Source organism: Streptomyces sp. NPDC111606, assembly GCF_055656945.1.
The window spans coordinates 241143-267507 of record NZ_JBVKBY010000010.1 but is presented as its reverse complement, the minus strand read 5'-3'; the positions used below and the strand labels follow the sequence as shown (position 1 = coordinate 267507).

Below are 26365 nucleotides of genomic sequence, written 5' to 3'. Positions count from 1 at the left end.
GGGCCTTCACAGCCCCGGCGCGGTTCCGAGTCCTCGGGGTGAGGGCTCTTGGGGAGCGGAACGAGGGTGCGCATGACCAGCAAGATGATCGAGGCCGTCGACGGACCCCCGGGCGAGCAGGAGCTACGGCAACTGCTCGCCGGACTGACCGCCGTGCGGGACGGCGACTTCGGTACCCGGCTGCCGGACGGCGAGGGTCTCCTCGGTGACATCGCCACGGTCTTCAACGGCATGGTGGACCAGCTGTCCGTCTTCACCTCGGAAGTCACGCGAGTGGCGCGGGAGGTGGGTACCGAAGGCACGCTGGGCGGCCAGGCCGAGGTGCCGGGCGTCTCCGGGACCTGGGCCGATCTGACGGACTCGGTCAACGCCATGGCGGGGAACCTCACCACACAGGTGCGTGACATCGCGCAGGTGGCGACGGCGGTGGCCAAGGGCGACCTGTCGCAGAAGGTCGACGTGCCCGCGCGCGGCGAGATCCTGGAGCTGAAGGAGACCGTCAACACGATGGTCGACCAGCTCTCCGCCTTCGCCGACGAAGTCACCCGCGTCGCCCGCGAAGTCGGCAGCGAGGGGCGCCTCGGCGGGCAGGCCCGGGTGCCCGGTGTCGGTGGTGTGTGGCGCGACCTGACCGATTCGGTCAACTTCATGGCGGGCAACCTCACTTCCCAGGTCCGCAACATCGCCCAGGTGACGACCGCGGTCGCGCAGGGCGACCTGTCGCAGAAGATCACCGTGGATGCCCGCGGCGAGATCCTCCAGTTGAAGAACACCATCAACACGATGGTCGACCAGCTCTCCGCCTTCGGCGACGAAGTCACCCGCGTCGCCCGCGAAGTCGGCACCGAGGGACGCCTCGGCGGACAGGCGGACGTCAAGGGCGTAAAGGGCACCTGGCGCGATCTCACGGACTCCGTGAACTTCATGGCGGGCAACCTCACCGCGCAGGTCCGCAACGTCGCCCAGGTGGCCACCGCCGTCGCACAGGGCGATCTCTCCCAGAAGATCACCGTGGACGCCCGGGGCGAGATCCTGGAGCTCAAGACCACCATCAACACGATGGTCGACCAGCTCTCCGCCTTCGCCGACGAAGTCACCCGCGTCGCCCGCGAAGTCGGCACCGAGGGCAATCTGGGCGGCCAGGCGACCGTCCGGGGCGTGTCGGGGACGTGGAAGGACCTCACCGACAACGTCAACGTGATGGCCTCCAACCTGACCGGCCAGGTCCGCTCGATCGCCAAGGTCGCCACGGCCGTCGCGCGCGGCGACCTCTCGCAGAAGATCACGGTCGAGGCCAAGGGCGAGGTCGCTGCCCTGGCGGACGTCATCAACACGATGGTCGACACGCTTTCCGCCTTCGCCGACGAAGTCACGCGTGTCGCCCGTGAAGTCGGTACCGAGGGACGCCTCGGGGGCCAGGCGCACGTGCCGAACGTGGCGGGCACGTGGAAGGACCTCACCGACAACGTCAACTCCATGGCCAACAACCTGACCGGGCAGGTCCGCAACATCGCCCTGGTCACAACCGCGGTGGCCAACGGTGACCTGTCGAAGAAGATCGACGTGGACGCCCGCGGCGAGATCCTGGAGCTGAAGACCACCATCAACACGATGGTCGACCAGCTGTCGTCGTTCGCCGCCGAGGTCACCCGCGTGGCCCGCGAGGTCGGCAGCGAGGGACGGCTCGGCGGACAGGCTGAGGTGGAGGGTGTCGAGGGGACCTGGAAGCGGCTGACGGAGAACGTCAACGAACTGGCCGGGAACCTCACCCGCCAGGTCCGTGCGATCGCCGAGGTCGCGAGCGCCGTCGCCGAGGGGGACCTGACCCGCTCCATCACCGTGGAGGCGTCGGGCGAGGTCGCCGAGCTCAAGGACAACATCAACTCCATGGTGGGGTCGCTGCGTGAGACCACGCGGGCCAACCAGGAGCAGGACTGGCTGAAGACCAACCTCGCCCGGATCTCCGCGCTGATGCAGGGCCACCGCGACCTCCCCGTCGTCGCCGAGCTCGTCATGGACGAGCTCGCCCCACTGGTCTCGGCGCAGTACGGCGCCTTCTACCTCGCCGAGGACACCGAGCGCGGCTCCGACCTGCGGCTCGTGGGCTCGTACGGCTATCCCGACGACACCGGCCGTCCCGAGCGCATCCGCGTCGGGCGCTCCCTGGTCGGGCAGGCGGCACGCAACCACCGTCCCATCAGCGTGGAGGAACTGCCGCCGGGCTATGTGACGATCTCCTCCAGCCTCGGGCAGGCAGTGCCCAGCGCCCTGGTGGTCCTGCCCATCGTCGTCGAGGACCAGGTCCTCGGTGTCATCGAGCTGGCGTCCATCGCTCGCTTCACCCAGATCCACCAGGACTTCCTCGCCCAGCTGATGCCGACCATCGGCGTCAGCCTCAACACCATCGTGGCCAACGCCCGCACCGACGAGCTGCTGGACGAGTCCCAGCGCCTGACGGCCGAACTCCAGGCGCGCTCCGAGGAGTTGCAGGTCCAGCAGGACGAACTGCAGCGCTCCAACGAGGAACTTGAGGAGAAGGCTTCCCTGCTGGCCTCGCAGAACCGCGACATCGAGGCCAAGAACCTGCAGATCGAGCAGGCGCGGCAGGAACTGGAGACCCGTGCGCAGGAGCTGGCGCTGGCGTCCAAGTACAAGTCGGAGTTCTTGGCGAACATGAGCCACGAGCTGCGTACGCCGCTCAACAGCCTGCTGATCCTGGCTCAGTTGCTCGCACAGAACCCCTCGCGCAACCTCACTCCGAAGCAGGTCGAGTACGCGGGGATCATCCACTCTGCGGGCTCGGACCTCTTGCAGCTGATCAACGACATCCTCGACCTGTCGAAGGTCGAGGCCGGCAAGATGGACGTCGCCCCCGAGCGCATTCCGCTGCGCCAGCTCCTGGAGTACGTCGAGGCGACGTTCCGGCCGATGACGACGCAGAAGAGTCTGGCCTTCACGGTGGCCACCGCGCCGGGCACCCCGGCCGATCTGCTCACCGATGGTTCCCGGTTGCGTCAGATCCTGCGCAACCTGCTGTCGAACGCGGTGAAGTTCACCGAGCAGGGCGGCGTCGAGCTGGGCATCGAACCCGCCGCGGACCGGGAGGTGCCCGTGGGCGTCCTGCGCGGTGCGCCCGTGGTGGCTTTCCGGGTGAAGGACACCGGCATCGGCATCCCTCAGCAGCAGCTGGAGACGATCTTCGGGGCGTTCCAGCAGGCGGACGGCACGACGAGCCGCAAGTACGGCGGCACCGGGCTCGGCCTGTCGATCACCCGGGAGATCGCCTATCTGCTCGGCGGCGCCGTCACGGTCGACAGCACGCCCGGCCAGGGCAGCACCTTCACGCTCTACCTTCCGGTGACACGCGCCGACTTCGAGGATCTGCTCGACGGTGGCAACCTCGGAGCGGACCAGCCGCATGCCACCGCCGCCGAACTGTTGCCGTCCTCCCCGTCGGAGGCCGCTGCCGTCAAGGCTCCCGAGCAGCGCAGGCGCCGCCTGCTCGTCGTCGAGGGCCGTCCACGCGGACTGCTCACCCTGGTCGCCGAGCGCGCGGTGGCGGACATCACCACCGACCCCCACAACCCGCTCGGGGCGATCGACGTGATCACGGCGGTCGGGGCGCAGGAAGCGGCGAGCACCCTGGCCGCCGAACCCTGCCACTGCGTCGTGCTGGAGCTCGACATGCCCGACGACGAGGGCGCGCGTCTGCTGCAGGCCATGGAGGGCGACTCGGCGCTGGCCAGCGTGCCGGTGCTCGTGCACACCGGTCATCACGTGGACCTGGCGCAGGAGCAGATGTTGCGCTCCCGCGCGGACGGCCGCCCACTGGACTTCCTCGCAAGCCTCGACGATCTGCGCGAACGCATCACCCTGCACCTGTCCGCCGAGGAGCCCGGAGACGTGCTGTCGCTGGTACGTGCCGAGGAACCCCAGCGGCCGCTCGCGCAGGTCGTCGACAAGGCCTTCGTCGGCAGTACGGTGCTCGTCGTCGACGACGATGCGCGCAACCTCTTCGCGCTCAGCGGGGCGCTGGAACTGCACGGCTTCCGTGTCCTGCACGCCGACAACGGCCGCAGGGGCATCGAGACGCTCCTGGCTCACAGAGACGTCTCGCTGGTCCTGATGGACGTGATGATGCCGGAGATGGACGGCTACGCCGCCACCGCGGAGATCCGCACGATGCCCCAGTACGCGAACCTGCCCATCATCACGGTCACCGCGAAGGCCATGCCCGGGGACCAGGAAAAGAGCCTCGCGTCCGGGGCGAACGACTACGTCACCAAGCCTGTCGACACCAACGAGCTCATCGGCCGCGTCCAGCACTGGCTGTCCGTGTGACGGGCCGTCACACCGCCGTCCGCACCAGCCGACCATCCGGCGTCCCCGGACGTCCGAGCCGAGGAACAGGTCAACCGTGACCCATCCCCACCAGCCGCCCGACCCGGAACCCGCCGGTGGTCCGGCGGAAGACAGCGAACGGCTTCCCCTCGGCCGGCCCGGACCCGTCGCCGGCCACGGCGACCCCCGTGCCGGGGCCGACGTGGATAGAGAGATCGGAGACGGTCACCCCTCCCCCGTCGGCAGGCTCGCGGCGACCGTGGAACGGTTGCGCCGGGAGGTGCGGGCGGCGCAGGCGGAGGCGGACGGGCGCGCCCTGACCGAGCTGGCCAAGGGCATCCTCGTCGAGCGGCTCAGGTGCGGGCCGGCGCAGGCTGCGCGACAGCTCGCCGAGCTGGCCGAGCAGGCGGGCTTGACACCGCTCGAGTTCGCCGTCGAGGTCATCAACCAGGCCTCGCGTGACCGGCTCTCCGAAGTCACCTCCGCCTTCCTCGCGACCACGGCGGGCGGCACCGAAACCTCCGCCGCGCTCAGGAGCGACTCCTCCGCCGTACGGCTGCGGGCCGCCGAGAGCGGGGCGCTGGCCGCCCGCGACGCCCAAGCTGTGGCCGACTCCCTGATGGAGCACGCCCTGAGGCCGCTGGGCGCGGAAGCGGTGGCCATTTGGGCGCTGGGCGGCGACGGGTCGCTCACTTTGGCGGGCTGCGCGGGATTCTCGCTCGCGGAGGCGGGGCGCTGGCGATATGTGCCGCCCGGTGTGGCGACCGTGGCGCGTCGTGGGCTCGGTGAGCGAACGGGCCAGTGGATCGGTTGTCTGTCGGAGACCGGGCTGCCCTCCATCGGCCGGCACCACCACCCCGACGGCGGCCGGGTCGCCGTGCCGGCGGGCACCGGCGGCCGGATACACGGCGTACTGGAGATCGTCTGGCCCACACCGCTCGAGCCTCAGCCGCCGCAGATCGTCCGCCAGGTCGAGGCCCTGGCAGAGCTGTGCGCACACACCCTGGAGACGTCCGCCCCACACCACCCCGACAGCGCCGCGCGGCCCGCTGTCCTGCCGGACGTCGCCGAGCTGATGGACCTGGCCGACGGCCTCCACGACCCGGCGCTGGTGCTCGTCCCCCGACTGGACACCGCCGGGGAACTCGTCGACTTCCACATCCACCACGCCAACAGCCGCTTCCTGGACCCGACCGGCCGACCGCGCAGTGTCGTCAACGGCTCCATGCTGCTGGAGGCCTACCCGATGGTCGCCGGCGAGAGCGAACTGTTCGAGCAGATCGAGCGTGTCTACGCCACCGGTGAGCCGTTCCGTGCCCACCGTATGCGGCTCACCGCACTGGTCGACGAGGTCCCGCTGGCCGCGGTCGCCGACATCAACATCAGTCGGCATGGCGGCAGCGTCCTGCTCCTGTGGCGCATAGAGGACGAAACGGCGCGGCTGGCCAGCCTGCTGCAGCACGCCCAGCGCCTCGGCCGCATCGGCGGCTTCGAGGAGAACCTCCTCACCGGCGAGATCACCTGGAACGTCCAGCTCTACAGTCTCTACGGCAAGCCCTCCGCGAGCGGGCCGATCCCGTTGGAGGACCTGCCGGTCCATGCCCACCCCGACGACGCGGTCGCCATCGGCAGATTTCTGCGCACTCTGATGCATCACCGCCGTCCCGCGTCCACGGCCTTCCGGCTCCAGCGGCCGGACGGGGTGACCCGGCACATCCGCGTGGTCGCCGAGCCGGAACTCGACTCCGACGGTCGGCTGTTCGTCGTACGGGGCGCCTACCAGGACATCTCCGCCCACCACTGGACGGAGGTCGCGCTCGCCGCCACGCGTGACCAGCTCGCCCACACCGAGCAGCAGGCCATCGAACGCGCGCGCCTCACCCTCCAGTTGCAGCACGCGATCATGCCGCCGGAGCAGGCCCCGCTGGAGGCCCCCGGCCTACGCGTGGCCGTGCGCTACCGGCCCGCGGAGACCCAGCAGCTCGTCGGCGGCGACTGGTACGACGCGGTCGTGCTGCCGTCCCGGCTGGTGCTGCTGTGCGTGGGAGACGTCGCCGGGCACGGGATCGAGGCGGCCACCACCATGGTCGTGTTGCGCAACGCGCTGCGCGGACTCGCCGTGACAGGTGCCGGCCCCGCCCAGTTGCTGGCCTGGCTCAACATGGTGGCGCACCATCTGACGGGCGCCCTCACGGCCACGGCGGTCTGCGGCCTGTACGACCCCGAGCGCCGGACCCTGCGCTGGGCCAGGGCCGGCCATCTGCCGCCGGTCCTGGTGCGCGACAGCGAAGCGACGCCGCTGCCGTTGATGAAGGGCATGCTGCTCGGTGCCGTACAGGAGGCGGTGTACCAGGAACACGAGGTCCAACTGGCCGTCGACGACACGCTGCTGATGTACACGGACGGTCTGATCGAACGCCGTGACCGTTCCGTGGAGGAATCGCTGACCCAGTTGCTTGCGGCTGCGCGCACCGTCCCGACCACGCTCGAACAGCAGCTGGACCGTCTGCTCACCTACAGCAAGTCCGACACCGACGACGACACCTGCATCGTGGGCGTCCGAGTGGCCTGAGCCGCGCCGACCGCCTCACCTACACCGTGCCAGGCATCGAGCGCGCGGCGGCCGGTCGGATCATCGACGTCCTCCGCCTGCGGTTGCACCCCCGCAACGACCTCCACCTGACGCTGAAGCACGTCCACTGGAACGTGGTGGGACCGCACTTCATCGCCGTGCACGCCGGGCTCTCTGGTCGAGGAGCGGACCTGGGACGACAACTCGATCGGCCGTGAGGACGCCATCGCTCACCTCGGGGCTCTGGACGTCGTCTACACGGGTGTGATCGAGGACATGCGAGCCGCGATCAAGGTCGTCGGGGAGATCGACCCGGCGACGGAGGACCTGCTCATCGAACAGCTGCGGTATCTCGAGCGGAGACGATGAAGCACGTTGTTCTCAGCCGGCCCTTCCTGACCCGGCGGCTGCGGGAGTGGTCCCTCCTGCGAGCCATCGCCCTGGAGCAGCCGTGGCACCAGGGCGACCTGCTCGCGTCCTCCGACTGGCTCCAGCTGAAGGCCGCCGCCGGGACGAGCACCGAGGCCATGGAGATCCTCGCCGCGGGCGGCCGTACCAAGCGGATCCGCCGTACGGCCAGAATCACCCTCAGGGAGCGGAGCGAGCACTGAGAGTGCCTGGTCAGGCCGTCCTTCGCACAAACCTCCTGAACACCGGATAGGCGGTGCCAGAGTGGAAACCCGGGGCGAAGACCCTTGGAGACCTGCGGAGGGAGTTCGAGATGAGCCAGGTCAGGACGAGTGCGTCGGATCTGCCTTTTCCGTTGCGGGTCGTCGGCTCCGGGCTCCGGCGTCTGCCCGGGGCTGAGCAGGTGGGCAAGGTCGCCGGCAGTGCCCTGGACCGGATCGGGGCGGTGTCCCCTCGGGGCCGTCGGATCGCGGTCTACACCGGAGCCGGAGTGCTCGGCGTGGCCGGGGTGGTGGAATGGCCCGTCGCCGTCACCGGCGCGGCCGTCGCCTGGCTGACCCAGCCGCGTCCGCGACAGGGCGGCCAGGCCGAGACTGCCCAGGACGGCAGGCCGCGCCCCGCGACCGGATCCGGCACTGTCCCCACGGAAGGCGCCGACGCCCATCCGGAGCCCCACGGTCCCGGCAACAAGCTGGCTTCCTCCCACTTCCGCCAGGAGAGTCCTGCGGGCCCCGTGCACGACGAACCCGCCAAGGTCGGGGACCCGGCCACGGCATCGGGGCTCAAGCGGGTCGCGGAGGCCTCGGCACACCACGACGAACCTGGCTTCTCCGACGAGCGTTCCTGAGGAGGCCGCCGGGGCGGCCCGGCAAGCACTGTCACCCCCTGCCGTCAGTGGTGCGTTTCGTGCTGCAGGACGAGCAGTGCGATGTCGTCGGTGCGCTGCGCGGTGGTGGCGGCCTTACTCAGCAGCGTGTCGATGAGCGCGTCCAGGTCTCGGTCGTCGGTGGCCGCGAGATGGTGCGCGAGCTGGGCGATGGAGTCGTCGAGGTCGGTTCCCGGTGTTTCGACGAGGCCGTCGGTGTAGAAGGCGAGCAGCGTCCCGGCGGTGAGCGGGATCCCCGTCACGGGGAAGACGGCGTCGGGGTCGATGCCGAGCAGGGGTCCGGGCGGGACGGCGACGGGTCGCGTGTCCCCGTCAGGGAGGCGCAGAAGGGGTGGCGGGTGGCCGGCACTGGCGAGGGTCACGTGTGCGCGGGCGAAGTCGAGGTGGGCGTAGAGACAGCTGGTGAACAGGTCGGGGGCGAGGTCGATGAGGACCCGGTTGATCCGGTGGAGGACCTGGTCGGGGGGCGTGCCGAGGGTCGCGTGGGCGTGGACACCGGTGCGTACCTGGCCCATCAGGGCGGCGGCTGCGACGTTGTGCCCCTGGACGTCGCCGATGACGGCTGCGGCCGCGGTGTCGCCGAGCCGGATCAGATCGTAGAAGTCTCCGCCGATCTCCATACCGCGGGTGGCGGGCAGATAGCGGGCTGCGACGCGCAGGCCGGCGATCGCGGGCAGGCTGCGCGGGAGCAGCGCCTGCTGGAGGCCGTGGGCGAGTTCGTGCTTGATGTCGTAGAGGCGGGCGCGGTCGAAGGCCTGGTCGATGAGCCCGGCGAGGGAGGTCATGACGGCGCGTTCCTCGGCGGGGAACTCGTGAGGACTGTCGTAGGACAGGACGCATACACCGACGGGCCTGCCGGAGATGATCAGTGGCAGGAACGCCCAGGCCTGCTTGCCGCTGATCAGCGGTGCCTCGGGATAGTCGCGCCGCATCTCCTCCACGCTGGCGAAGAACGCGGGGATGCCGCTGCTCAAGGCCTTGCCGGCCGGGGTGAAGGAGGTGTCGAGGGGGAGGCCGTCGAGGCGTCTGATGGTGTCGGCGGCGTAGCCGCGGTGACCGGTGATCCGCAGTCGGCCGGCGTCGGCCGTGGACATGACCAGCCCCTGGGCACCGTAGGCGGGCATGATCTGGTCGGCGACGAGGTCGACGACGTCCTGGACGCCGACGACTTCGGTCAGCGCGGCGGCGAGGTGGGTGAGTTGGTACAGCTGACCGCCGCGGGCCGGTGTGGCGGTGCGTGTGGACCGGCGGGGTGCCGGTGAGGGCGGCGCGGGCCCACCGGTGGGGACGATGCGGACGCTGATGCCGCTCGCGTCCGGGTACAGGTGGATGTCCAGCCATTGGTCCGGCGGGCGGCACGCGGTGAACGAAACGGGTTCCCGGCTGATCAGTGCGGCGCGGTAGCCGTCCTCGGCGGCGGGGTCGCCGAGCCAGCGCAGGGAGTGCCACGGCCGTGTGCCCAGCAGCCGGCCGGCCTCGCAGCCCAGCAGTTCGCAGGCACCGGCGCTGACGTAGGTGCAGCGTCCCTCCAGGTCCAGGGCGCAGCTTCCGCCGGGCAGACGCTCGACGAAGTCGGCGACGGCCGGATCGGTGCTCGAGGATCGGCGGCCGGTTCCGACGGGGACGACGCGTGGCTGTTCACGGCGGGCGGGGGTACCGGCCTGCTCGGCACCCTCCTCCAGCAGCCGGGCCAGCCGTCGGCAACTGGACGTGATGTTGCCCCGCTCGCGTTGGGTCATGTACGGCGGGCGCGTGGCGGGCCACATCAGCAGCAGGGAGCCCCGCGGCCGTACACCGGTGACCGGTGCGGCGACCAGCGCCAACGGGTACGGAAGCACCAGCGCGGTGCGCGGGTAGCAGCGAACCATCTCCTCCTGGTTGCCGACCCACACCAGGCGGTCCTCACGGACGGCGTCGGCGACCGGCGCCGGGGAGGCGAGCGGCACCCTGGCCCACGGTGCGGCGAACTCGATCGGCACCCCGCACAGCACGTCCAGGCACAGCAGCCGCTGGTCCGGTGCGAGCAGGTACAGCGCGCCGATGGCCGCACCGGTTCGGCGCACCGTTTCCGCGAACGCGGCATCCAGTGCACCGTCGTCCGGGGCCGAATCACTCGTACCGGTCATGCCGACCGCTCCCCTCGGGGCGCGGCATTGGACGGCGCACGCACCCGTGCTGGCCATATGAGGACGCTACGCCCATGCAGGGCGATGGGCACACGGCCCGGTGGGGGCGTCGGCAGGGCCGCCCGTGGCCGTCTGCGCGGTCCGTTTCCGGTGGCCTTGTGCGGGGGACTCGCGGGCTGTGGCGGTGTACGGAGTGCCGGCGCCGGTGGCCGGCGGATGAGCCGGGTCCTCGGCGGAGCCGGGCGGTCGCGGCTCCGCTTCGACGGCTGGATCGCCGGGCTGGGCACGTCCTCCGGAACGCGGATCGTGTTCGGGCGCTGGGAGAGGTCACCGTTCGGACGGTTCAGTGACGTGATGCTGGAGCGGGCCGACGGGGAACGGCTCCTGTTGGCGCCGACGCCGGAGACGGCCGACTTCATCAGCGGCACCTACACCTTCGACACCGTAGACATCGCCCCGGTCGAGGTACGCGTGGCCGACAACATCTGGACCGTCACGGCGGGGCCTGTCGATCTGTGCTTCACCACCGGTCGGCGAGGGGCGCTGGGGTTCTTGTTGTGCGCCGTTCCCGGTGTTCTCGCGCGTCGTCCGGCATGGTGTGCGCTGACGGACCGGGCCGCCGGTGTGCTCCTGCCCGGCGTGCGGACGCGGGGTAGCGCCGGTGCGGGTCGCCGCGAGTGGTACGGCGCACGGGATCTGCGGCCGGTCTACGCCCTGTCGGCTGCCATGGAGGGCCACGGCCTCGGTGAACTGGCGCCCGTCGAACCGCCGGTGCGCTTCGGGTTCGGTTCTGTGCCGGCCAGGCCCGCGGTCACCCGTGTCACGACCACGGTGGAGCTGGGTCCCGAATGAGGCCGGTTCACACGTGGAGGTGGCCTTCGAACCAGTCCGCCGCGGCCCGGCGGAACAGTCGCCGGTTGTCCGCGCGCAGGAAGTCGTGGCCCTCGTCGCGCAGCGTCAGCAGTTCGGCTTCGATGCCGTGTTCCTGCGCGGCGCGTACGAACTGCTGGGACTCCCCCGGCGGCACGTTGGTGTCGTGTTCGCCGTGGATGGCGAGCAGCGGGACACGCAGTGCGTCGATGCGGCTCATCGGCGACAGGCTGCGCAGGAGCTCTCGGTCGCGGTCCGGGTGACCGTATTTGTGAGCGGCCGATTCCGCGATCCAGGGCTCCGTACCGGCGAAGAAGGTGAGGAAGTCCGACATGCCGCAGACGGCGACCGCGGTGCGGAACAGATCCGGGTGCCATACGACGGAGGCGAACGTCAGGTAGCCGCCGTAGGAGCGGCCCATGACCCCCAGCCGCGTCGGATCGGCGGGGCCTGCGATGACCGCGTGGGCCGCGCAGTCGGCGACGTCGTCGAGCGCCGCGAAGCGCCCTGCGCCCAGGTCGGCGTCGACGAACGACCGGCCGTGCCCCAGGGAGCCTCGGACGTCGGGGGCGAAGATGTCCAGGCCACGCCCGACCAGCTCGTGGTAGAGCGGGCTGAACACCGGCCGTTCCTGCTCTTCGGGACCGCCGTGCAGGTGGATCACACAGGGCGCCGGTTCGTCCTGGGCACGGCCCGGCGCCCGGTAGTACCAACCGCTCAGGGGCAGCCCGTCCCTCGCCGTGAGACGCAAGGGGACGGGGCGTACCGGGGGGCGGCCCGGCGGGACGGCGTCCTCGTCCTTGGAGGACCAGGCGGTGCGCAGCATGGACACGCCCTCGTGGGCCCGCCAGAGGCCCGGTCGGCGCTGGGACCCGGACAGCGCGAGCAGCAGGCCGCCGACGCCGGCGGCCGTCACGCGTGTGGCGACCTCGTGGGGCAGGGGAACGGGCCGTGCCGGGCCCGTGACGTCCGGAGGCTGTCGGGTCGGGTGCGTTTCGACGAGCTCCAGGTCGCTCGCGCCCTGCACGTTCCACGCCAGCGCGGCCGTACGGCCGTCGTGCGCAAGTGTCAGGAGTTCCAGGTCGACGCCCTCGCGCTCGGTCACGAGGGACACACCGCGCGGGCCGCCGTCGGCGTCCAGAGCGACCGCGAGGAGCGCCGCGTACTCCCGGTCGGCGTTGCTGCGCAGCCACAGGGTCCGACCGTCGGGAGAGAACCGGCCGATCCAGGGGTCGCCATCGGCGACCGGCATGGCGAAGGTGCTCTCCGAGTCGGCGGTGCGTCGGACGACCGCCTCCCTGCGTCCGCGCGGCCCGCGGCGCAGCAGCGCGAGGCTGCCGTCACGGCTGATGTCGCACACGCGGAGGGAGGCGGCGTGGGTTTCTGTGGTGAGCAGGGCGGGGGAAACCAGACCGTCGGGATCGATCAGGTAGACGGACAGGCCGCTGTCGCGACGTACCGTCGGCGCCGCCGGAGCCCGGGCGTCGGTCGGCGTTCGGCTCGGCTCCTCCCCCAGCGCCCCGTCGTACGCGGCCGGGCCCAGGAGTGTCGCGCGACCGCCGCGGTCAGCCCAGTCGGAGGGGCGGCCGTCAGCGAGGTCCGGTGCCGCCACGACGTGCCCCGTGGTGATCCCGTACTGCGGAGCGGCCGGGGCCGCGAACGTGACGGCGACGGACGAGCCGTCGTGGGCCCAGCAGCCCAGATAGGCGGAACTGGCCGGGTCGGCCCCTGCCAGGAGGCGTCGGCCGGTGCCGTCGGGCCGCACGCACAGGACCCGGGTGTGCTCACCGCCGCCCGGCGCGGTGGTGTAGGCGATCCACTGTCCGTTCGGTGACCACAACACCTCTTTCACGGGATCCGGTGAGGAGTCGAGCAGCCGCACCTCGTCACCGTCGACGGAGCCGGACCACAGCTGGGGGACGCCGCCTCGGTCGCAGATGAAGGCCACCTCGGTGCCGTCGGCGTTGGCCGAGGGATACCAGCAGCCGTGGGCGCGCAGCAGGGTCACGGCGTCCCGGGGGCCGCCGGCCTCGGGCAACGGCACCGGTGCCGGAGCGGCGGCGCGGGCGGTACCGCGCGCGTCTCCCGTCCGGTTGTCCGGGGGCTGCACGGTGGCCGAAGTGAGTGGCCCGGGACGCGCGAACGCGGGCGCCGGGCCTTGCGCCACCCGCATGCCCCCGTCGTCGGTCACTTGATTCCGTGGGTCTGCAGCCATATCTCCAGCAAGGCAATCTGCCACAGGGCGTTCGCACCCCGGTTGGTCCGGTGCTCGTCGGGCGCCGCGAGGAGCTCGGTCACGTACGACTCCTGGAACAGGCCGCGTTGCTTCGCCTCGGGTGCCTCGAGCGCTTCACGTACGCGTTCCAGGACCGGGCCCGCCATGTGGCGGATGGCCGGCACGGGGAAGTAGCCCTTGGGCCGGTCGACGACCTCGCGAGGCAGGAGCTTGCGGCCCGCCTCCTTCAGCACGCCCTTGCCGCCGTCGGCCAGTTTCAGCTCCGGCGGACAGGCCGCCGCCAGCTCGACCAGCTCGTGGTCGAGGAACGGGACGCGTGCCTCCAGGCCCCAGGCCATGGTCATGTTGTCGACGCGCTTGACGGGGTCGTCGACGAGCATGACGTGCGTGTCCAGCCGTAGCGCCGCGTCGAGTGCGGTCTCGGCCCCCGGGTCCGCCATGTGCCTGCGGACGAAGCTGCCCGACACGTCGTCGCGCGGCAGCATGTCCGGCCGCAGGACCCTGGCGAGGTCGGCGTGCGGCCGATCGAAGTACGTCGCGGCGTACCGCTCCGGTTCGTCCTCGCGGGAGACCTCCGCGAGCTTCGGGTACCAGTGGTAGCCGGCGAAGACCTCGTCGGCCCCCTGGCCGCTCTGCACGACCTTGACTTCCTTGGACACCTGCTCGGACAGCAGGTAGAAGGCGACCACGTCGTGGCTGATCATCGGCTCGCTCATCGCCGCGACCGCGCCGTCCAGGGCCATGGACACCCGGTCGGAGGGGACCATCAGCTGTCGGTGGTCGGTGGCGAACTCGCGGGCGACCAGGTCCGAGTACTGGAACTCGTCGCCTTTCTCGCCGCCTTCCGTCTCGAATCCGACGCTGAACGTCATCAGATCGTGCCGGCCCTCGTCGGCCAGCAACGCGACGATGAGACTGGAGTCGAGGCCGCCGGAGAGGAGGACACCGACCTCCACGTCGGACACCATCCTGCGGCGCACGGCCGTGCGGAGCGCTTCCAGCACCGCGTCGCGCCATTCGTCGGTGCCCATGCCGGCGTACTCGGCCCGGCGCGTGTACGACGGCTGCCAGTAGCAGTGATCCCGGTGGGTGCCGTCCGGTTCGACGACCCGCACGGTGGCGGGCGGGAGCTTCTGCACCCCCTTGAGGACGGTGCGCGGCGCCGCGACGGTGGCGTGCCAGCTCAGGTACTGGTGGAGGGCGACCGGATCGAGCGAGGTGTCCACGTCTCCGGCGGCTAGGAGGGCGGGCAGCGTCGAGGCGAACCGCAGCCGGTCCGGTGTCCGCGCCAGGTACAGGGGCTTGATTCCGAGCCGGTCCCGGGCGAGGACGACACGGCCGGTCCGATGCTCGACGAGCGCGAAGGCGAACATGCCGAGGAAGTGCTCGACGCAGGCGGTGCCCCACTGCTGGTAGGCCTTGAGGACGACCTCCGTGTCCGACGTCGACTCGAATCGGTGCCCGAGGCCGCGCAGCTCTTCGCGCAGCTCCGGATGGTTGTACACGCAGCCGTTGAAGACGCCGGTGACCTCCCCGCGGGCGTCGGTCATCGGCTGGGCTCCACGGTCCGAGAGGTCGATGATCTTCAGTCGCCGGTGTCCCAGCGCGACCGGGCCCCGCGACCAGGTGCCCTGCCCGTCGGGTCCACGGGCGGCGAGCCGGTCTGCCATGCGTTCGACGGCCGCCAGGTCGGCTCGCCTTCCGTCGAAGCGGACCTCGCCGGTCAGACCGCACATGACGTCCCGCCTCCCTTCCTCGCGTCGACGTGGGCGCGCCTGCACGGTGATGCCGGCGCGCGGACGCCGGTCAGGAGGGCCTGGGTGGTGGTGCGAGACATCACGAGACCTTTCTGCGCGGGGAAAAGGACGTCGCCGTACGCCGGGGCGGTCATTGGCACGTCAGCTGCCGATGCCGTCCGGCGCCCCGGGACTACGGAGGAAACGGACCGCCCGGGACGACGGTGGAGGGCGAGCCGTTCGGGACGACAGCACGGGCGTGGCTGCGACCGCGACTGCGGCCAGGCGGTGGGGACGTGCGGCGTCCGTGTTCGCCGCGGGTCTCGGCGATCAGCATGTCGACGCAGGCCAGCAGGTCCTCTTCCTGTGCCGCACGGCGCATGCGCCGGGCAGCGCTTCCGCCGGCGAGGGCCGCCTCGGTGAGCTCCCGGACGGTATGCCAGTCCCCGTGGGCTTCCAGCGCGGGCCGCAGCCGGACGAGCAGCTGCCGCACCACCGCGTGCGCGGGTGCCTCCTCGTGGGTCTCGGGGTCCACCAGCGTCCCTTCGAGTCCCGACCGGGCGGCACGCCATGACGCGCCCCGCAGCCACTCGTGCCGCCCCGCGCACTCGGCGGCATCGCCTCGGCCGAGGCGTTCGCGGGCGTCGGTCACCAGGGCACGGAACAGTCCGGCGATGAGCACGACCGTCTCCGGGCGCGGACAGGCGTCACATGTGCGCAGTTCCAGCGTGGGCAGATGGGCCGAGGGGCGGACGTCGTAGTAGATCATCCCCGCGTCGGTGATGATCCCGGCCCGCACGAAATCCTCCACGGCGGCGTCGTACTCGGCCGCGTTCGGGAAGCAGCCGACCGGCCCCGCCGTGGGCCACCGCTGCCACAGCAGGGTGCGCCAGCTCGCGTAGCCCGTGTCGGACGCCTGCCAGAACGGCGAACTGGCGGAGAGGGCCAGCAGTACGGGTAGCCACGGCGACACCTCACACATGGCCCGTACGGCGGTGTCGCGGTCGGGTATGTCCACATGGACCTGGGCGCCGCAGATGAGCTGCTCGTCGGCGACCTTGCGGTACTCCTCGGTCATGCGGCGGTAGCGAGCCCCGGCTGTGGGGCGCACGGAGGCCGCGGGCGCCAGCGGGGCCGTGCCGGCAGCCACCACGGCCAGCCCCAGAGAGGAGGCTGCCGCGTCGAGCCGCCGCCTCATGCCGATGAGGTCGGCATAGAGGTCGTGCAGGGACGTGTGTACTGAGCTGTTGGACTCGACAGTGCATTGATGCAGTTCGGTGGTGTAGGTCTGTCCTGGAAGTCGTCGCAGGATCGCGTCGGCTCGCGGCACCAGCAGTCCGCTCTCCACCTCCAGGACGTGGAATTCTTCCTCCACTCCGATGCGCATGCTCACGTTCACTCCTACGAATCCCGGCGCCTGCCGCAAGGGAGGGGGCGACCCGACCCCGGGCGGTGGGGCGGCTTGTCGTGTGCTCTGAGTTCCCAGTCCCCACGTACGTAAGCCTGCCGCCTGCGCGTTTGACATGGGGATAGCACAAACGTGCGAGCGTGAGGGAATCCATGGGCCCTGCCCGGCTGGTCCGCCTCCCGCATGTCGCCTGGCCGGACAACTTCCCCGAATCCGGAGGCGCGGCGGCCCGGGTCCAGCGGGTGTGCCCACGGTGCGCGTCGGCGGCGGGACGCCGCGGACGCGGCGCGCGGCCCCGGTGGCACCGCACCCATCCCCGGCCCTGATTCTGCCGCCGCCGCGACGCCGGCCGGCCGACGCCGGGCGATCAGAGGGCCACCGCCATCGCGATCAGCCCGATCGCCACCAGCACCACGACCACCATGATCAGAGCGATCGGCATGGGGCCCCAGCCCCTGCGCAGCTCGGACTGCGGATAGGAGATGGCGGACGTGGTGTCCGCCTCGGCGGGCGGGGTCTCACCGGGTGGTACACCGCGGCCGGGTTCGCGTCCCGGCTTTCGTGTCGGCTCGCGTTCGGGGTTCGTCATGGCGCGCCCTCCTCTCGGTCACAGGCAGGCCATGGGGAGTTGCAGGGTCATTGATCGGGGCGGGCGGCGCTGATGTCGCCGAGGACGGAGTCGGGATCACGTTCGATGGCCAGGTCGGTGATGGTGACGATGCCAACCGGGTGACTTTCCCGGTCGACGACGGGTACGCGCCGGACGGAATGCTCGCGCATCACCTGCACCGCGAGAATCAGGTCGTCGTCGGGCCCGACCGTGACGAGATCCTCGCTGCACGCCTGGGCCACGGTCGTACGGTCCGGGTCACGGCCCTCGGCCATCGCACGGACCACCAGGTCACGGTCGCTGACCAGCCCGCGCAGCCGCCCGCTCTCGGTGACCAGTACAGCGCCGATGTCCTCGTCGCGCATCATCTGGGCCACCGACTGGACGGATGCCTGCGGTTCCACGGTCATCGGGTGGGTCGTCATGACGTCGCGGACATGCCGAGTCATGGGAACGTCCCTCCGAGGGTCGGGGCGGTGCTGTTCACCGCCGTGCACCGCCCGAGTACCCGTGGACGGCCCGGCTGCCACGTGCGCGCCGTCCCTCATCGGCTGCCGCGGGTGCACACCGTGCCCCGACCTGTCAGGCTGCGTGCGGGCCGGTGCCGACAAAGAGGCAGAACGGGTGGCCCGCCGGGTCGCACAGGGCGCGTGCGCCGGCCTGGGGCTGGACGTCCGCCACCGACGAGCCTGCCGAACCGACGTGGGCTCGGCCCGGCGCACGCGGCCGTCAGCGGTTCATGGCCCAGCGGATGGTCCGGGTCAGGACCTGGCCGGTGGGGCGTACGGCGAGGTCCTCCACGACCGGGACCCGCGGCAGCCACAGCATGCCGCGGGCCCAGGGTGGGAGCAGGGCGACGGCGTTCGCGGCCAGTCCGCCGTAGAAGGGACGTACGGCGAGGGGCAGCGGAGGCTGGAAGAGCAGGAAGCGGGCGGCGGCGCGGGCCTCGGGGCCGGCCCGCAGTTCGGGCCGGTAGGCGGACAGCCGCTCGGCGAGTTCGCGGCGGTCACGTGGGGGCTCGCTCACCCCCAGTGCCTCGGCGACTCGCGCGGTGTCGGCGACGTAGGCGTCGTAGGCGGCGGCGTCCAGGGGGTGTGCTCCGTAGCGTTCGTGGGCACGCAGGAAGCTGTGCGTCTCGGCGGCGTGCACCCAGGCGAGCAGATGTGGATCAGCCGCGTGGTATGGCACGCCCTCGGCCGTCGTCCCGCGGATCCGTTCGTGGATGCCTCGGACGTGGTCGACCGCGCGCTGGGCGTCCTCGGCGGTGCCGTAGGTCGTCACCGCCAGGAAGGCGCTGGTGCGCTGCAGTCGGCCCCACGGGTCGCCGCGGTAGCCGGAGTGCCCCGCCACCGCCGCCATCGCGAGCGGATGCAGGGACTGCAGCAGCAGTGCGCTCAGCCCGCCGATGAACATCGAGGCGTCACCATGGACCGTGCGGATCGGGCGATCGGGACCGAACCAGCGCGGGCCGGGAGTGTCGTGGATACGGGCACGCGTCGCCGGGCCGTCGGGGCCGGCGACCCGGCGGAACAGGGCCTGTCCCAGTTGCTCACGGACTGAGGTCAGCACGGTCGGCCTCCCCTCTCCTGCTGCCAGTGTCCGCGATGCCGGCCCGAACCGGTCGTGGCCGTTGGGCCTCACCTGCCGGTGGGCACGTACCGGGGTTCACGGTCCGACGCCGGCCACACGTAGGGCAGGTCGTCGGCGACGCCGGGAAACACAACGGCGTACACGTCGCGGTCCTTGCGGACCAGTGCCGAACGGTGACTCTCGTGGAAGGCCTCGTCCCCGAGCCAGGGCGGCAGCTCACCGGCGACCGCCGGCTCCGCCTGGTCGCGCACTGCGGCGCCCGGTCGGTGCGCCGCCAGTCCGGCGACCAGGGAGGCCGCGCAGCTGTCCTGGTGTCCCTGCTCCCGCCAGACCCGGCAGATCTCCAGGCCGTACCGGACAAGGGCCTCCTCGTACCCGGTCCACATCCGTACGGCCGGGTGCCGGCGCCACCCGTATCCGGGGACGGTCAGACCGCGCAGGACCTGAAGTGCCTCGACCCGCTGCTTGCCCAGCCGGCGCCGGTCCAGGAGCAGCGCCGTCTTCCCGAAGTCGGGGTCAGGCAGAAACGTCTGCATCAGTCACCCGCTCGCTTCTTCGTCATCGCGATTCCTTGCGCGGCATGGCTGAGCGTGCGGTTCCGGTGCGGTCGCGTCGGCTCAGGAGGCGTTGGGCGCGGGCGAGGCCGGGTGGCCGGTGGCGGTGCAGCGCGGCGCGGGCGGCGTTGGCCCCTGGTGCGCCGTGCACGCCGCCGCCCGGGTGGGCTCCGGCGGAGGCCAGGAAGAGGCCCGGGACGGGGGTCTCGGGGCGTCCGGTGCCGGGCACGGGGCGGAAGACGAACTGCTGGTGGATCGCGGTCGTGCCGCCGTTGATGGCACCGCCGCAGAGGTTGGCGTCCAGGGCCTCGAGGGTGGGGGGCGCCAGGATGCGGCGGGCGCGGATCAGCGAACGGAAGCCGGGCGCGAAGCGTTCCACCTGGCGTTCGACCCGGTCGGCCATGAGTTCCTGGTCCTTGGTGTCCCAGCGGCCGGTGATGCCCTCGTCGGCGGCGTCCGCGGCGATCTCGCGGGACATGTGGGTGTAGGCCCAGGCCGATTCGGTGCCCAGCGGGGAGCGGGTCGCGTCGGCGGTGGTCATCTGGCCGAACAGCAGGAAGGGGCGGTCCGGGACCTGCCGCATGGCGATCTGCGCGGTGAAGCGGGTGAGTTCGTCCATGCCGTCGGCGAGGTGCACGGTGCCCGCCCGGGACGCCTGCTCCGCCTGCCAGGGCACCGGGCCGTCGAGCGCCCAGTCCACCTTGAAGGTGGCGAAGTCCCACTGGAAGCGACGCAGATCGTCCAGGAGCTGCCCGGGCACCTGCTCGGGTTCGAGGAGATCGCCGTACAGGGCGGGCACCGACACGTCGGCCAGTACCGCCCGGCGTGCCTGTACCGCGTCGCCGACCGCTGTACGCACGCCGACGGCCCGCCCGCCGCGCACGACGATCCGCTCGACCCGCTGCCCGCAGCGCACCCTTCCACCCCGGTCCTTCAGTCGCAGGGCCAGGGCCTGGGTCAGGGCGCCCGAGCCGCCGACGGGGACGGGAAAGCCGTACGTCTGCCCGAGCATGGCCATCAGCCAGCCGAAGCCGCCGCTGCCGGCCGACTCCGGGGCGAGGTCGGCGTGCAGGGCATTGCCCGCCAGCAGCAGCCGGCCTCCCTGACCGCCGAACTCCTCCTCCCCCAGACGACGCACCGGCAGGACCAGGGAGCGTGCCATGCGCAGACCGCCCGCGGCCCGCAGCCGCAGCGCCAGCCGCGCCGCCGAGCGGACGGGCGGGAAGGGGGTGAACAGAGAGTTCAGCAGGTCGGGGTGCAGGCGCTGCCACACGCCGAGCAGCCGCTCCCACGCGGCTCCGTCACCCGGCGCGAAAGCCTCGAGGGACGCGGCAGTGGTGCCGACGTCCCGGTCCAGCACGGCGCAGCTGCCGTCGGTGAGGGGATGCGCCAGCACACTGGGCGCGTGGCTCCACCGCAGCCCGTAGTCCTGCAGACGCAGCGCGGTCAGGACCGGCGAGGCGGCTGCCAGCGGATAGAAGGAGCTGAAGAGGTCGTTGACGAAGTCGGGGTCGACGCCGCGGTCGTGGCGCACCGCGCCGCCCGGCTCCGGCTGCTCCTCCAGCACCTCGACGCTCCACCCGGCGTCCGCCAGCACGTTGGCGGCCACCAGACCGTTGGGGCCGGCGCCGATCACCACAGCGTCAGGCACGGCCGGCTCCGTCCGCGCCCGGTACCGCTGACGTGGCGGGCGCCCTCTGTGGGGCGCGGCGGGCGTCTTGCGCCTCGCTCTCGCAGAGCCGGGCGAGACGGGCGAGCATGGCCCGGTGGCGCAGTTGGATCAGCGCCTCGAAGCCGACGTTGTGCAGTCGGCCGCCCGCTCCCTGGAGGGGGTGCTCGTCCACGAGCACCAGGCACTTCCTTCCCCACGGCCGCAGCTCGATCGCGATACGTGCCGTGCCCAGCGCGCCGGCGTGAGCTTCCAGCTCCATGGACACGCCTGGCTCGCAGCGGCGGACGACCGTCTCGTTGAACAGCCGGACGGGGCCGAGCCGGACCTCGTAGCGGATCGCCGCGTCGGTTTCCGGCCACCGCCCACGAAGCGGCTCGGACCGTGCGGTCCCCACCACCCACTCCGCGTATCGGTTGCCGTCGGCGAGTACGGCCCACACGGCACTCGGACCGGCTTGGATCAGACGGTGGCGAACGGCCACGGAGACCTCCAGGGGTGCCTCGACCGGATTACCCGTCGGCCACGCCCGAGTGCCCGCGCATCACGGGTCGAACCGCCCTCTCCGTATCAACGCCCCATCACCCTCACATCACGCTCTGCCCGCCGCCGGCACGGTCAGGCAGCTCAGGGACTTCATGGCCTCGCGCTCGATGCGCGAGAGCTCGTGCAGGACGGTCCCTGCGTGGACGAGGCACTGCGCGTCGCCGGATTCACCGGCCTTCGCAATCAGCGCCGCAGTCTCCGTCCACAGTGTGGCCGCCTCGGTGTACAGCCTGAGTCCGGCGCGCAGGTGACCGCTGTCGAGCAGGTCGGTGCATTCGGCGAGGAAGTCGCGGTAGAGGTTGCGGAACAGTGCGCCGCCGGTGCCGGCCTGCTCCATCAGGAGGGCCGCTTGCGGCAGGTCCCGTTGTGGGGCATCGGTGCGCTGGAGCCATGTGCGCACCAGCTTGGCGGCCTTCTCGATGCCACGGTGGCCCAGGTTGGCGATGGGCGGGTTGAGGAAGGCGTCGGCGCAGGTCGTGATGGCGGCTGTGATCCGGATTTGGGGGGAGGGCAGGCTCGTCGGGGCGGTGAGGGTGAAGGAACGGTGCTTGGCGGTCATCGGGCCGCGCGCGGCTCTTGCCTGCGCGAGGCTGGTCAGGCTCGTGGTCACCGCTCCGCCTTGCTGGTCGGTGTCCACCAGGTAGGCGTCGTGGTCGTCGTAGCCGTACATCGCGACGACATGCCCGCCAAACTGCACCTTCGACCCGAAGTAGTCCAGGTGGCAGCTGTCGAGCTGCAGTCCGACGGGGTGGCCGGCGTCGATGGGGGCTGTCACGTGCTCCCATGCCCTGCGGGGGGAGGTGGTCTCCCGCACCACGAGCTCCAGCTCGAGTCCCGCGGCCAGGTTCCTGGTGAGGTCGAAGGGTTTCACCCGTCCGCCCAGGAAAGGGAAGGTCATCTTCTTGCTGTCCCAGTAGACGAAGGACAGACCCGAGCCGAGGCCGAAGAGCATGGGCTCGGACAGATCGTGCCCTTGGTCGCGCAGCAGCACTCCCAGAGCTGTCGTCTCGCAGTGCTTCATACCGCGAGCATCGATGTCCAGCATTTTCATGCAGCGCTCTCCTGGATCGGGATGACCAGCCGGGTCAGCAGCTCTTCCGGCGGCGCTTCGGCCGGCCCGACGAGATAGGCCTCGCGTACGGGTGCTTTCGGGCGCAGCCCGCGCTCGTGGATGGCGGCGAAGAGGGCGTTGTAGGCCAAGGGCAGCTGCGCGTACGGCCCGACGTGCACGGTCTCGGCCACGGGCCCGCCGGACAGCACCTCGAAGTCCGCAACGACTGCCGTCACTTCCCCCGGCGGCATCTGCACTCCTACGGCGATCTCCATGGGCTCTCGCAGATCCAGCGGGTACAGGGCCCACAGCGGCGGCTCCCAGGCGATCCCGGCCCGGCCGAGCCCGGGCAGCAGCCGAGCCACACTTTCAGCGACCTTGTCCCCGATCTCCGCCGGAGTGCAGACCGCACGTACGACTGCCAGGCGCCGCTCCGGTTCCTGACTCATCGTCACCTCGTAGCCGGGCAGGCCGCTTTCCGCCAGCCGCTCCAGCATCGTCAGCCGTGCCTGGTCCTTGCTGATCCGTTCGGCAAGCCGGTCCCGTTCGGCGCGCAGGATCCGTGCCCTGGACTCGGGTTCGGCGGCGAGGGCCCGGGCGATCACGGCCAGCGGGAGATCCATGTCGCGGAGCAGGGCGACGGTCAGGGCGTCGCGTGCCTGTTCGGGCGCGTAGTAGCGATATCCGGAGGCGGCGTCCACGTGGACCGGGGTCAACAGCCCCGTCTCGTCGTAGTGGCGCAGCTGCTTGACACTGAGCCGGCACAGACGCGCGAAGCGCCCGATGGTGAGAAGTTCGTCCCGCACGCCATCATGGTGGACCCTCCCACGGTGGGAGAGTCCACCCTTTGGGGCTTCGGCCCGGGCCGCCGCCGCCTGTCTCTGCGCGCGGTCGTCAGCTGGAGGGCTGGTCGCTGTCCTTCATCGCGCCCCAGCCGTGCCAGCGGTCGATCTCGATCCAGGCGCTCACGCGGGCCCGGACGCGGTCGGGGTAGGGCTTGCCGATGTAGTGCTCGGCGATGCGGTCGATGTCCTTCAGGCCCTCGTCGTCGTGCGTCTCGACCACGCGGCCGATCAGGGTGACGTGCGTGTACCAGTCGGCGCCGTCGAGAACGGTGAGGGTCACACGAGGGTCCCGGCGCAGGTGCTTCAGGCGGACGCGGCCCTCGTCGAGGCTGATCAGGACGCGGCCGTCATCCCACACGTACCACGTGGGAGTGGACACCGGCGTGCCGTCCGAACGCAGGGTCGCCATCACGCACGGGTTGGCTCGGCGCAGCAACTCCACGGCCTCCGAGGGCAGCGGCGGCTTGGACATCTGGTGCTCCTTGGATCGTTGGATCGTTCGGGCGGGGCCTTCTCTTTGATCAATCCGGTGCCCTTTCCCGGCGACACTCACGCCGGACCGAACCGATCTGCAGCAACGTCCATGTCAGCGGTCTTCGACGCGCATCGGTGCCCATCGGTGCGTGGACACGGGCCGGACCGCTGCTGAACTCGCTCGTCCCGTGACGACGGTGGACGATTGAGGCAAGGCAGAAGGGGGGCTCTCCTGGCGGGAGACGCCTGTGGTGGACACGGATGTACTGATCGTGGGTGCGGGACCGGTCGGGTTGACCGCGTCCGCGGAGCTGCGGCGGCAGGGTGTCGCCTGCCGGCTCATAGACAGGCTTCCGGCCCGGTTGCCGTATGCCAAGGCGGTGGGCGTCCAGCCGCGGACGCTGGAGATCTGGGACCGGATGGGCATGGTGCGCGCCGCCCTGGAAGTCGCCGTGCCGCTGCGCGGACAGCTGATGTACGACGACGGGGTCGAGCAGGCCCGCATCGAGCTGAGGCTGCCGCCCGAGGTCCCCTACGTCTTCGCGTCCCTGCCCCAGTACGAGACGGAGCGGATCCTTGAGGAGCATCTCGCCCGGTTCGGTACCGGGATCGAGCGGGGCACCGAACTGGTGGGATTCACGCAGCACGAGGACGGGGTCGTCAGCCGTGTCGTCACGTCCTCCGGTGCCCCGCAGGAGCTGCGGTCACGCTTCCTGATCGGCTGCGACGGGGCGCACAGCACCGTCCGCAAGCAACTAGGACTCGCCTTCGAGGGCGGCGCTTTTGCGGAGGAGTACATGCTCGCCGACGTCGAGGTGGACTGGGATCTCCCCCAGGGCTACGGCGTGCGGGCCATGCACCACGACGCCGAGGGCCGCATCGACGATGCCCTGGTCTGCATCCCGCTGCCCGGCGATCGCCGCTACCGCATGTCGATGCTGGTACCTGATGAGTTGTCGGCGAGTGGCGAGGGCACCGGTGGGGCCGCCTCGCGGGAGACGGTGGCCCACGGACTGGAGGGCGGACGGGCACCCCGCATCGAGCACGTCCAGGCGGTCCTCGACCGGCTGGCCCCCCAGCCCACCACCGCCTCCGCCATGCGCTGGTCGTCGGTGTTCCGCATCAGTCACCGCCTCGTCGACCGGTACGGCGTCGGCCGGGTCTTCGTCGCCGGGGACGCCGCGCACATCCACCCGCCCACCGGCGCCCAGGGCATGAACACCGGTATCCAGGACGCCTACAACCTCGCGTGGAAGCTGGCGCTGACACTGGAGGGCGGCGCCCATCACCGGCTCCTCGACAGCTATGACGCCGAGCGCCGGCCGGTCGGCGAGGAAGTGGTGGGCCGCACCGTCCGGCATGCCACCCAGGGCATCCGGGCCGCCCCGCGGGACATGACGACGATGATGCTGCGCGAGGCGCAGCTGCTCGTCGCCTACCCGGACAGTCCCCTGGTGGCGGGCGACGGGGCGGGCGCACGGGCAGGTAATGGCGCCTCGGAATCTCCAGGTCCAGGGCCGAGGCAGGGATCAGGGCCCGGGCCGGGTGAACGGGCGCCCGACTGCCGCGGCCTCACCACAGGCGTGGCCGCGATACCGCTGCGCCTGTATGACCTGCTGCGCGACCGCGGTCACGTCCTCGTGCTGTACGCCGACTCGGCCGACGCGCTCACCGCGTGCCGCGAGGCGGCCGCCACTGCCCACCGGCTGGCAGGCGGCAAGGTGGCCGCGTTCGTAGTCGCCCGGCACGAGACCACGGCAGAGGCCGCCCGCGGGCAGAGCGACGCGGGCGGATGGCACCTGCCCGTCTTCCGCGACGGCGCCGCGGAGTTCGAGCAGCTGTACGGCGTCAACGGCCCGACGGGCTTCCTCATCCGCCCGGACGGATATCTGAGTGCCCGGCTGTCCCCGCTGACCGACCCGGGGACGGTGCCCGCACTGTCCGACGCACTCGGACGCGTCTTCCACCTGCCGTAGCTCTCCGGGGCCCCGGAGAGCAACTGTCGCGGTTCTGACGCACTAGGCCTGTGGCGCCCGGGTCAGTCCCAGAGCGAGATCGCCAGCATCAGCGCGGCGACCGGGATCAACAGCCACGGCTCGGCCAGGACCGCGAGCCCGGTGAAGATCAGGGCGAAGTACGCCAGTGACTTGGCGACGCGCCGTTGGGTCTTGCTCTTCTCCGTCCCCTTGTTCCTCTTCAAGTTGTTCTTCTTCAAGCCTGTGTACTTATTGGAGCCCTTGGTGTGAGGCGCCGTTGCGTCAAGGGCAGCCTCGACGATGCCGGGCTCGGTGTCGATCACGGTCGGGGTCGCAGTGTCGGTTGCGGCGTTCATGTCGGTGTTCGTCATGGCACTCACCCTCGCCCCGGGAGCACCGCCCTCGCGTCGGCGAAGCCCGCCTATGTAGGTGATGACCACCGACGCGTACGTAGTGCCGCCACGGCG

The 26365-nt window shown here is 71.2% G+C and carries 20 protein-coding genes and 1 pseudogene; 7 read left to right on the top strand and 14 right to left on the bottom strand.

Annotated features, from left to right (window positions below; all coding sequences use genetic code 11):
• The first annotated feature begins 72 nt into the window (after nucleotides 1-72).
• From ACZ7M7_RS32215 to ACZ7M7_RS32195, 5 genes and pseudogenes are all read left to right on the top strand, one after another.
• The gene (locus tag ACZ7M7_RS32215; RefSeq protein ID WP_383605570.1) at nucleotides 73-4341 is read left to right on the top strand and encodes a HAMP domain-containing protein; all 4269 of its coding nucleotides are present in this window, start codon (nucleotides 73-75) and stop codon (nucleotides 4339-4341) included.
• A gap of 202 nt (nucleotides 4342-4543) precedes the next feature.
• The gene (locus tag ACZ7M7_RS32210; RefSeq protein WP_472123327.1) at nucleotides 4544-6913 is read left to right on the top strand and encodes a GAF domain-containing SpoIIE family protein phosphatase; all 2370 of its coding nucleotides are present in this window, start codon (nucleotides 4544-4546) and stop codon (nucleotides 6911-6913) included.
• Nucleotides 6910-7273 (top strand): annotated as a pseudogene (locus tag ACZ7M7_RS32205) (Dps family protein); the annotation flags it as partial. The gene ACZ7M7_RS32210 and the pseudogene ACZ7M7_RS32205, both read left to right, overlap by 4 nt.
• A 5-nt stretch (nucleotides 7274-7278) precedes the next feature.
• On the top strand, nucleotides 7279-7524 hold the full coding sequence (locus ACZ7M7_RS32200) for a hypothetical protein (protein ID WP_472122975.1): 246 nt from the start codon (nucleotides 7279-7281) through the stop codon (nucleotides 7522-7524).
• Nucleotides 7525-7634: 110 nt separating this feature from the next.
• Complete coding sequence (locus tag ACZ7M7_RS32195; protein ID WP_451174468.1) at nucleotides 7635-8168, top strand: hypothetical protein; 534 nt, start codon at nucleotides 7635-7637, stop codon at nucleotides 8166-8168.
• Nucleotides 8169-8212: 44 nt separating this feature from the next.
• Here ACZ7M7_RS32195 and ACZ7M7_RS32190 read toward each other — a convergent pair whose 3' ends face one another.
• The gene (locus ACZ7M7_RS32190) at nucleotides 8213-10333 is read right to left on the bottom strand and encodes a SpoIIE family protein phosphatase (RefSeq protein WP_472122972.1); all 2121 of its coding nucleotides are present in this window, start codon (nucleotides 10331-10333) and stop codon (nucleotides 8213-8215) included.
• 216 nt (nucleotides 10334-10549) lie between these two features.
• Between ACZ7M7_RS32190 and ACZ7M7_RS32185 the strand changes: the two genes are divergently transcribed.
• On the top strand, nucleotides 10550-11185 hold the full coding sequence (locus ACZ7M7_RS32185; RefSeq protein ID WP_472122970.1) for a hypothetical protein: 636 nt from the start codon (nucleotides 10550-10552) through the stop codon (nucleotides 11183-11185).
• 7 nt (nucleotides 11186-11192) lie between these two features.
• Here ACZ7M7_RS32185 and ACZ7M7_RS32180 read toward each other — a convergent pair whose 3' ends face one another.
• The 12 genes from ACZ7M7_RS32180 to ACZ7M7_RS32125 all read right to left on the bottom strand — a co-directional run bounded on the left by ACZ7M7_RS32180 (nucleotide 11193) and on the right by ACZ7M7_RS32125 (nucleotide 23920).
• Nucleotides 11193-13418 carry a S9 family peptidase gene (locus ACZ7M7_RS32180; RefSeq protein ID WP_472122967.1) on the bottom strand — a complete coding sequence of 742 codons (2226 nt, stop codon included), beginning with the start codon at nucleotides 13416-13418 and terminating at the stop codon, nucleotides 11193-11195.
• Nucleotides 13391-15175: an N-acetylglutaminylglutamine amidotransferase gene (locus ACZ7M7_RS32175; RefSeq protein WP_383605583.1), complete on the bottom strand. Its 1785-nt coding sequence runs from the start codon at nucleotides 15173-15175 to the stop codon at nucleotides 13391-13393. Before ACZ7M7_RS32175 ends, ACZ7M7_RS32180 begins: the two co-directional genes overlap by 28 nt.
• 193 nt (nucleotides 15176-15368) lie before the next feature.
• Nucleotides 15369-16562, bottom strand: coding sequence for a carboxylate-amine ligase (locus ACZ7M7_RS32170; protein ID WP_472123325.1), 1194 nt, complete (start codon nucleotides 16560-16562; stop codon nucleotides 15369-15371).
• Nucleotides 16563-16950: 388 nt separating this feature from the next.
• Nucleotides 16951-17172: a DUF6480 family protein gene (locus tag ACZ7M7_RS32165; RefSeq protein WP_383605586.1), complete on the bottom strand. Its 222-nt coding sequence runs from the start codon at nucleotides 17170-17172 to the stop codon at nucleotides 16951-16953.
• Nucleotides 17173-17219: 47 nt separating this feature from the next.
• The gene (locus ACZ7M7_RS32160) at nucleotides 17220-17642 is read right to left on the bottom strand and encodes a CBS domain-containing protein (RefSeq protein WP_383605589.1); all 423 of its coding nucleotides are present in this window, start codon (nucleotides 17640-17642) and stop codon (nucleotides 17220-17222) included.
• Between the two features lie 280 nt (nucleotides 17643-17922).
• Nucleotides 17923-18762: an oxygenase MpaB family protein gene (locus tag ACZ7M7_RS32155; protein WP_472122963.1), complete on the bottom strand. Its 840-nt coding sequence runs from the start codon at nucleotides 18760-18762 to the stop codon at nucleotides 17923-17925.
• A gap of 68 nt (nucleotides 18763-18830) precedes the next feature.
• Nucleotides 18831-19319: an MSMEG_6728 family protein gene (locus ACZ7M7_RS32150; protein WP_472122960.1), complete on the bottom strand. Its 489-nt coding sequence runs from the start codon at nucleotides 19317-19319 to the stop codon at nucleotides 18831-18833.
• Nucleotides 19320-19341: 22 nt separating this feature from the next.
• The gene (locus ACZ7M7_RS32145; protein ID WP_472122957.1) at nucleotides 19342-20988 is read right to left on the bottom strand and encodes a phytoene desaturase family protein; all 1647 of its coding nucleotides are present in this window, start codon (nucleotides 20986-20988) and stop codon (nucleotides 19342-19344) included.
• Nucleotides 20981-21490, bottom strand: coding sequence for an SRPBCC family protein (locus tag ACZ7M7_RS32140; protein WP_472122955.1), 510 nt, complete (start codon nucleotides 21488-21490; stop codon nucleotides 20981-20983). The genes ACZ7M7_RS32145 and ACZ7M7_RS32140 overlap by 8 nt, the downstream gene beginning before the upstream one ends.
• A gap of 108 nt (nucleotides 21491-21598) precedes the next feature.
• Entirely contained in the window at nucleotides 21599-22603 is a 1005-nt protein-coding gene (locus ACZ7M7_RS32135) for a BtrH N-terminal domain-containing protein (protein WP_472122952.1), read from the bottom strand.
• A complete protein-coding gene (locus tag ACZ7M7_RS32130; protein ID WP_472122949.1) occupies nucleotides 22600-23409 on the bottom strand; it encodes a MerR family transcriptional regulator in 810 nt (269 codons plus the stop codon). The genes ACZ7M7_RS32135 and ACZ7M7_RS32130 overlap by 4 nt, the downstream gene beginning before the upstream one ends.
• A gap of 88 nt (nucleotides 23410-23497) precedes the next feature.
• Nucleotides 23498-23920, bottom strand: coding sequence for a PPOX class F420-dependent oxidoreductase (locus tag ACZ7M7_RS32125; RefSeq protein ID WP_472122946.1), 423 nt, complete (start codon nucleotides 23918-23920; stop codon nucleotides 23498-23500).
• Nucleotides 23921-24170: 250 nt separating this feature from the next.
• Here ACZ7M7_RS32125 and ACZ7M7_RS32120 point away from each other — a divergent pair, with 250 nt between their 5' ends.
• Complete coding sequence (locus tag ACZ7M7_RS32120) at nucleotides 24171-25898, top strand: FAD-dependent monooxygenase (RefSeq protein WP_472122943.1); 1728 nt, start codon at nucleotides 24171-24173, stop codon at nucleotides 25896-25898.
• Between the two features lie 62 nt (nucleotides 25899-25960).
• Here ACZ7M7_RS32120 and ACZ7M7_RS32115 read toward each other — a convergent pair whose 3' ends face one another.
• On the bottom strand, nucleotides 25961-26269 hold the full coding sequence (locus ACZ7M7_RS32115; RefSeq protein ID WP_472122940.1) for a hypothetical protein: 309 nt from the start codon (nucleotides 26267-26269) through the stop codon (nucleotides 25961-25963).
• Between the last annotated feature and the right edge of the window lie 96 nt (nucleotides 26270-26365).